Below are 7,558 nucleotides of genomic sequence, written 5' to 3' on the forward strand. Positions count from 1 at the left end.
CTGCACGGCGGCCTGGGACCGCCACACCATCGAGGTCGGCACAACCACCGTTCCCCTCCCCGTCGAACTCGAAGCCCTCCTGGAGAAAGTCACCGCCGCGATCGAAAGCCTCGCACACGACTCACCAACCGCCGCGATCAAAGCCGCCCGCCCGCTAGAAATCATCGCCCAACGCACAGCACACCACCCCGCGCACGAAGCCCACGCCCAGGACATCGACAAGGTCGCAGCTGCGCTCGGCCTGAGCGCCGAGGCGACCCGCAGTCTCCTGGCCCGCTACGGAGGCCGGAGCCGCTACGCCTGACCGCCCGCCGCCCACGGGCGGCGGGTGTAGGCGAGCGCGGCCGCTCCGCGGTGAGCGTTCTCGGCTGTGCCAAGGGCGCCTGCCGGGCCCGAGCACCCCGGTCTTGATCGAAAGGCTACGGGGCGGGCTCGTAGACGACGGTGGTGGGGCAGTCCTCTGCAAGACCGAGGAGGGCCCGTCGTTCGTTCTCGTCGACAGCCAAGTCCCACCGCAACTCCGTCCCGACCCACGTCGCGGCGTACGTGCAGTGGTACGAGCCGTCCGACGGCAGCCACTCCGCCGGATCCTTGTCCGCCTTGCTCCTGTTGGACGCGGCGGACACCGCGATCAGCGTGTCCGGGGAGGCCTGGTCGTTCGCGTACGCCTCACGCCGCGCAGCCGACCATGGCGTCTGCTCAGCTGGCGGGGAGCGTCATTCGAACCGTTCGGTATTCCTGTCTGCCCCAATGGTTGGGTAGCCCGAGCAGGCGTCTCGACGGAGCGGCGGCGGGCCCAGCCAGAAGTGCCCCGCTTGCGACCTGGAAACACACCCTGAGGATGCGTTGGGCGATGCCGACCGACTTGAGGGTGGAGGCCTGACCGTCACAGCCGGGTCTGCAACACCTGGCCCGGCCAGAACGACCCGTCCGAACGCAGCACTTCGAACCCCAGGGTCGCCGTGAACCCCAACTCCGCGTACTCGCACACCAGACGGCCGTCCTCGCCGGCCCAGGAGTGCGTCCGAAGCAGCCGTGCGCCACACCGGGCGGCCTCGGCCTGGGCATCGGCAACCAGGGCCGCCATGCTGAGCTGCCGGCGTCTTATCCTGGTCACCAGGAGATGCATGTAGAGCTCAGGGGCGTCGACCGGCGGAACGAACTCTGGGGCCTCGTCGGTGAGCACCGAGCCACCCGTAACGCGCAGCAGGCCCCGGCAGATCCTTGTCTGTCCAGCCCGCGTGTGGCCCAGCACCTGCTTGACGATCAACGGAGGGTCTTCCCACTCCAGCGTTTCGTACAGGTGGGGGTGCCGTGCCAGGACGAGCCATGAGTTGTAGTCGTCGAGCATCCCCAGGAAGTCCTCCACCTCTTCAGAACCGCCCGCACCGACAGTCATATCGCCCAAGTGCACTCCCCGGGGATACGCCGATCCAGCAGCCGCTGCTCATCGTATCGCCACGGATTGGCGCGTTTCAGGGCGCTCCATCGCCTCGTCAACTGGCAGGGAGGGCCAATCGAAGCGTGCGATGTTCCGCCAGTGTCTACGCCTGTCAGAGGCCGCCCTTGGCGAGGATGTGATCCATATGGGCTCTTGGTAGCAGAGGGTTGGCCGCAGCATCATCGGCGACCCTTGGTTCAGGGTCCGCCAAGAGCAGTTCCAGCAGGTCTGTGGGGATGTTGGGGTGTCGGGCTGTGCTGGCACGCAGGAACGACTCGGTGCTGGCTGCCAGCTCCCGCAGGTCTGCAGGAGGGAGTTCAAGGTCTTTCAGTGCGAGGATGCGTACTCTCGGGTCCTGCTCCTCCACGAAGCCGCGCAGCTCGTGTCGCGGGAAGTTGGGGTGGTCCACCAGCATGGGGCGGACGTGGGAGAGGTCGCCGTGGGCGCGGAGCAGCCGCAGGAGGACCTGTGGCGGTGCGTCGGGTCGGTGGGCGGCCGCGCGGCGGACGGACACGTCGGGGTCGCCGTCCAGTTGCCGCCACGCATGATCCGGCAGGTCCCTGCTGGCCGCTACTTCTCGCCGGAACACCACATGCGGGCACTGCAGGTAGGTCAGCCGCTCGCCCAGTGGCGCGTCCCGCAGCCAAATTGGCGTGTAGGGCGACCAGTGGAGTGCGAGGGCCGCGTCGTCGCTGCCGGACTCGTCTTCGGCCTCCACCAGCGCGAGCAGCCGGTCGCGGGTGGCGGGGTCGGTGTGGCGGCTGTAGGCCATCGCGACGCGCACGTGCGGGTCCTCGCTGCTCTGCAGGTAGGTCACCATGTCGGCGGTCAGATGTGGGTTGCCGGCCACGGCGTATAGCACCTCCGTGTCCTCGGTTGCCAGCAGCTGAGTGAACTGGTCGAACGTCAGCGGGATACGACGAGCGATGTTGGCCTTGACGGCAGGGTCGGCGAGGCAGCGCTCGTAGTGGTCGTCAGGGACGCCAGGGTGCTCGGCTCTGGTGGCTGCAGCACGCACCCCGGGGTCCGGGTCGGTGAGCAGGGCCAGCTGCACGGTGATCGGCCGGCCCCGCCAGATGGCTGCGACCATTGCACGCACCTTGGGATCGGCGGCGGCCGCGAGCTCCGCCGGTATTCGGTCGTATGCCTCGACCAGGTCCTCGATACTCATCGGCACCCCGCGCTCCACCATGGTCCGGACAAACTCCGGATAGGCGTCGCGGATCGCCGGATCGGGGTGCTCGGCGATCCTGGCGCGCATCGCCGGGGAGACCCACTGCCCGTGCAGGTGCACTGCCGTATCGCTGCCGCCGTGCGTCAGCAGGGCTTCAGCCACCGCATCCGGCAACTGCCCCCTGCGCGTCACCAGCCCGTGTCGGCCAGCGGGGTGCACGGCCAACCGCACCATGACTTCGACTGGGGCGGCGGGGTTTCTCCCCAGCCCGGACAGGTGCGGCTGCTTGAGGTGGACCATGTGCCCACGCTATCCGGCCTGCGCGCCCAATCAGACAGCCCTGTTTTTCTGCACCATGACCGGCCGTTGGCAGGTGGACGGCCCCTCTGTCTGGGTCACCCGATTACCACCTGGACTCGCCGGTGAGAGGACACTCCGTACGGTTCCTGCGGGCCGACACCCAGCGCAGGTTTGACTACGGCCGGTTCAGGGCGGTGGGGTGGCCAGACGTGCTTCGAGGTAGGTGGTCCAGTCGGTGAAGGCGCGTCGCCGCCAGTGGGCGGGCAGTCCTCGGCGAGCCCGAGGAGGGCCTGGCGCTCGTTCTCGTCGACGGCGGCGCAGCCGAACATCTGGCAGGGCATCCAAGGCCCGACCCCGCCGGTGATGAGGGCGGAGTCGAAGAGGGAGGTGCAGCCGAGGACGAAGCCGAAGGCCGGACCGTAGACCCGGCCGGCCAGGACGAGGATGAAGAAGACGGTCTTGATGCCCGCCGTGCCCGCGCCGAGCGGCCGGATGGCGGCGTTGACGGCCGACAGGACGCCGAGCATGGCCAGGGCCTTGGAGTTGATGACGCCCTCGGCGATCTCGGAGACTACGACGCAGAGGACGATGACGAGCAGGACGCCGAAAATCAGCGGCGGGGCGTAGTTCGGGCCGAACTTCCCGGGTGCGACGAGGAAAGGCCAGAAGAAGGCGACGATGCTGAGGAACGCCGCCATGGCGATGACGATTGCGGCCCGCGCGGCCCTCCGGATGGCTGCGGCGCGTGCGGTCATGAGGCCGGGTCCGTAGCGTGGTCGGTGAGGTTGGAGGCCGCCTGGGCGACCGTGGAGCGGGGCCAGGATCTTCGCGGTCTGGGGTGCCAAGACGGGGGAGGCGACGACGACCTCGGTGGTGGGCCGTCGGCGACGATGTCGCCCTCGGCCATGACGACGCAGTCGGCGGCGCGGGCGACGAATTCGACGTCGTGGGTGGAGATCACCACGGCCCGGCCCTCGGCGGCGAGGTCGTCGACGATGCGGATCAGCTCGCCCTCGGCCCTGTAGTGGAGGCCGCGGGTGGACTCGTCCAAGAGGAGTACTCGGGGCGCAGCGGTCAGCTGGATTGCGAGGACGAGGGCGATCTTCTGGCCCTCGGAGAGGTCGCGGGGGTGGGTGGAGTCGGGGATGCCGGGGGCGAGCCGGTCCAGGATGGTGCGGGCCCTGATGCCGTCGGCGGTGACTCCGGACTCGGTGTCGGCTTGGTCGAGTTCCTGCTTGACGCTCTCCAGGTAGAGGAGGTCGGTGGGGGTCTGCGGGACCAGGCCGACCAGCTGCCGGGCGTCCGCGGCGGACAGCGTGCGGGGGTCGAGCGGCTTCGGGTCGCCGGGAGTGCTGACGGCCACCGTGCCGGCCTTGCGGGGCCCGGAGCCCTGGAAGGCCCACAGGAGGGAGGATTTGCAGGAGCCGTTGCGGCCCATGAGCGCGGTGATTTCGCCGCCGTGCAGGCTGAGGTCGACCTCGCGGACGGCTGGTACGCCGTGGTAGGTCACGATGATGCCGCGTACGGTGAGGAGTTCCGGTCGATCCGGGGCCGAGACGGGCCGAACCGGTGGGGGAACGGTGTCGGCCAGCCGGGTCCGTAGGGCCCAGCCCGGAGGCAAGAGTGTTGCTCTCGATGGCGGGGCGCTCCAAGTCCGGGGCGGACAGGGAAAGGTATCGGCCCATGCAGCCGTACACGTCGAGCCAGGCCGTGCCCCTGCTGGGTGCCAGCCCTGACGCCGCGCGCCGCCTGAGCCGTGACCTTGCGCAGCGCACCCCGGATGACAGCGAGGCTGGCTACGGCTCGCGTTGCCTACTCGCGAGCGGCTCGGTGCGCGTGGTCTCTTCCCGACCAGGGCTTCGCGCGAGGGGCTGCTCGTCTGCTCCCTGACCACCCGCGGGGATGACCCATGTGCGTCCTCGGCGCGCTGTTGCTCCCCGCCTCCGCGGGGATGATCCACCTCTCGCTCGTCTCTGCATCTTCGCGTCGCGAACGCGGGCGGGGGGATGCTTCATCGCTCTGCCTACTCGGGCCACGGCAAACGCGACGGAGTTTCCCGTCCCCCTCCCCGTCCTCGTCGGAGGCTGGTGCAACTGGCATGACGGGGCCCTCGGAGACCGCGCTGCAGGTGCGCGTGGGGCGAGTCAAACTCAGGGCCCCCGAAACCGCTGTACGCATGCGCGCCATGCCGGGAACAGCGCGGCCTGACCGTCGCGGTGGCCACCCGCTGCAAGCACGTGCCGGTGCCGCCCGTCAGCACTCTGTCCTGGGCGCAGGTCCAGGGCCGGGCGGGCGCTATCTGCGGAGCGCCGTTGGACATCGCCCGCGTGTGGCGCGAGACGGTCGTCGTCCATCAGGACGGGTATGGCCTCCTCTTCGACCTCTGCGCTTGCTCGCCCGGGCAAACGTGATGGCGCCGACGCAAGGCGCCAGAACGACGCTCGACAACCATGGCAGCCCTCGTCCAGAACAAACAGGGTGTCGCCCGCACGCCGACAGGAGGCCACGCCAGACCGGAGTCGCTGTCGTTGTGGATCAGGCAGCTCAGTCGGATATCGCGTAGATCACCTCACCTGGCTCAGATGCCGCTTCCAGGGCTCTGGCTGCCCGCGGCGGTGTTAACGGTGCCGGTCTCGGTCGGCGGCGCTTCGACGGGGAAGAGGATCGGGCTGATCAAGTACTGCGTTCGATCGGGTGATGGCCCGTTGGCCAGGTGTGGGGCGATCGCCTCGCGCATCCCGTTGATCATCCCGTGCAGTTCCCCAAGGCTGAGCCAGACGGCATGCTGCCGGTAGCCGACCAGGTCGGCTGCCGGGTCGGCAGTGTCGCGGTCGAGATACGCGGTGAATTCGGCAGTCAGGTCCGCCAGAGCGGCGGCGAATGCGCTGCGATGGTCGTCGAGCGAGAGTGAATTGGCCGTGTCTGCAGTGATCCCCGCGTGGTCGCGGCGTAGCCGGTAGCGGCGCTCGACGGCGCCGCGCACGCGCCGCTCCAGGGCGACTTCCAGGACCCCGCCGGCTGCGAGCAGGTCGACGTGCTGGTAGACCGTGGCCACCGACGGTGCTGCCACCGCCCCGGGGCGGCCAAGGCTTTACTGTCACCCGCTCGACGCCGGCCGCCACCCTGCGGGCGTATGACCTCGGGCGGCGGTACCACCCGCCGGAACAGCACCCACAACTCGTCCGGCACCAGCCGCTCAACCAGATCCGTCATGCACGGTGCGCAGGGCGGCACGATTGCCGCGGCATCGGGGCAGGCTTCCTGCAGCCGCCAGAGCCGCGGGCGGAGGGTCGCCTCGTAATTGCAACGGGCATGGAACCTGGCGTCGCAGACCACGGCCCCCATGTGGGTCCAGCTGCCGGGCCGGGGAGTGCAAAACCCGTCGAAAGTCCGCGGTCGATCGGCAGGAAGAGGCCGGCCAGTCCGGTCCCGAGCTGGAGCGGGAGCCGGACGTGGACCCGCCACGCCCGGTACGGGCACCGACGGTGTGCTGGACCACACCCGCAACGCGTCCGACCGGCTCCGGGGCGCATGCCCCAGGCCGAGGCCGCCGGCCCGGTGGCCGAACACTGCAAGGGCGGACGGCCATGCGTCCGCTCGCCGCCGGAAAGTCCTCCGCTTTTTGTCGTACACGTTGATCAGACGGCGGCCGACCCGGTCGGCAAGCCTGCGTAGTTCACTGCAAAGTGGGTTCGGCCGCGTACCGGCCTGTACGACGATGCGTGCAGGCCGGACCTGAACGCGGGGGATCCCGGGGTGCCGGTCTGCATGACCTGTGCCATGAGGGAGATCCGTGACATCCGCATCCATCGACATCCACGACGTACTCCACCCGCTCGACCTTGCCGCCCGCCAGCAACTGGAGAAGATCCCGGGGCTCCAGACAGCGGTGAAGAAGTACCGCAGCCTGATCGCGGACCGCCGCGAACGCGCCTGGTTACTTTCCAACGCCATCCGGTTGGGGCCGCACCAGGTTCCCGACGTCTACAAGCTGCTGCCGCCGATCTGCGCGGCCTTCGGCATCGACGAACCCGAGCTGTACCTGATGTCCGGCCCGGCCAACGCGATGACGATGGGACATTCCAGAACCTGTGTCGTTGTCCACAACCAGCTGCTCCTGGACCTCCCCGAGGAGGAGGTCCAGGCGGTGCTCGCCCACGAGTGCGGCCACATCCTGGCCGAGCACGTGCTCTACCGGCAGATGGCGCTGGCGGTGTTCAGCAGCGTGTCCTCCATGGGCGGTAGGGCCGGCATGGCGGCCGCTCTCTTCTCGGAACCCCTGAAGATGGCGCTGCTCGACTGGTACCGCAAGAGCGAGCTCACGGCCGACCGGGCCGCGGTGGTCTTCATGAACGGTCCCGAGGCGCTCCAGCGGGCGCTCTTCCACCTGCACGGGATACCCAAGTGGGTGCCGAGGGACCAGATCAGCTATGCGGCGTTCGCCGGGCAGGCTGACGAGTTCGATGCGGCGATGAACGAGACGAAGCTGGACCGGTTCCTGCTGCGCCAGTTGGACAGCAAGGCGAGCCACCCGAACCCGGCGCTGCGGCTGCGGGAGATCCAGCGTTGGGCGGACTCGGAGACGTTCCGCCAGGTCATGGCGATTTCCAGGGCTTCCGGCAGTGCGGGCAGTGCCGGAAGCC

At 69.2% G+C, this 7,558-nt stretch carries 6 protein-coding genes and 2 pseudogenes; 2 read left to right on the top strand and 6 right to left on the bottom strand.

Annotated features, from left to right (window positions below):
• Window positions 1-304: pseudogene (locus ACFXA3_RS03665) on the top strand (hypothetical protein); the annotation flags it as partial.
• Window positions 305-419: 115 nt separating this feature from the next.
• On the opposite strand, the gene ACFXA3_RS03670 reads toward ACFXA3_RS03665, so the two are convergent.
• From ACFXA3_RS03670 to ACFXA3_RS03695, 6 genes and pseudogenes are all read right to left on the bottom strand, one after another.
• Window positions 420-626 carry a hypothetical protein gene (locus tag ACFXA3_RS03670; protein WP_385181376.1) on the bottom strand — a complete coding sequence of 69 codons (207 nt, stop codon included), beginning with the start codon at window positions 624-626 and terminating at the stop codon, window positions 420-422.
• 260 nt (window positions 627-886) lie between these two features.
• Window positions 887-1,399: a GNAT family N-acetyltransferase gene (locus tag ACFXA3_RS03675; RefSeq protein ID WP_385181378.1), complete on the bottom strand. Its 513-nt coding sequence runs from the start codon at window positions 1,397-1,399 to the stop codon at window positions 887-889.
• Between the two features lie 154 nt (window positions 1,400-1,553).
• On the bottom strand, window positions 1,554-2,915 hold the full coding sequence (locus tag ACFXA3_RS03680) for a hypothetical protein (RefSeq protein ID WP_385181381.1): 1,362 nt from the start codon (window positions 2,913-2,915) through the stop codon (window positions 1,554-1,556).
• 95 nt (window positions 2,916-3,010) lie between these two features.
• A complete protein-coding gene (locus ACFXA3_RS03685) occupies window positions 3,011-3,670 on the bottom strand; it encodes a hypothetical protein (RefSeq protein WP_385181434.1) in 660 nt (219 codons plus the stop codon).
• Between the two features lie 54 nt (window positions 3,671-3,724).
• A pseudogene (locus tag ACFXA3_RS03690) lies at window positions 3,725-4,518 on the bottom strand (ATP-binding cassette domain-containing protein); the annotation flags it as partial.
• A 975-nt stretch (window positions 4,519-5,493) separates the two neighbouring features.
• Window positions 5,494-5,970: an ArsR family transcriptional regulator gene (locus tag ACFXA3_RS03695; RefSeq protein ID WP_385181384.1), complete on the bottom strand. Its 477-nt coding sequence runs from the start codon at window positions 5,968-5,970 to the stop codon at window positions 5,494-5,496.
• A 738-nt stretch (window positions 5,971-6,708) separates the two neighbouring features.
• Between ACFXA3_RS03695 and ACFXA3_RS03700 the strand changes: the two genes are divergently transcribed.
• The coding region (locus ACFXA3_RS03700; RefSeq protein ID WP_385181387.1) for a M48 family metallopeptidase at window positions 6,709-7,558 on the top strand (850 nt) is incomplete at its 3' end.

The sequence above is a fragment of the Streptomyces sp. NPDC059456 genome, assembly GCF_042750055.1.
GTDB lineage: Bacteria > Actinomycetota > Actinomycetes > Streptomycetales > Streptomycetaceae > Streptomyces.

Bases quoted from the DNA above. Each gene is read 5' to 3' on its own strand.
- ACFXA3_RS03680 (WP_385181381.1), bottom strand. From the start codon at position 2,915: ATGGTCCACCTCAAGCAGCCGCACCTGTCCGGGCTGGGGAGAAACCCC.
- ACFXA3_RS03685 (WP_385181434.1), bottom strand. From the start codon at position 3,670: ATGACCGCACGCGCCGCAGCCATCCGGAGGGCCGCGCGGGCCGCAATC.
- ACFXA3_RS03675 (WP_385181378.1), bottom strand. From the start codon at position 1,399: ATGACTGTCGGTGCGGGCGGTTCTGAAGAGGTGGAGGACTTCCTGGGG.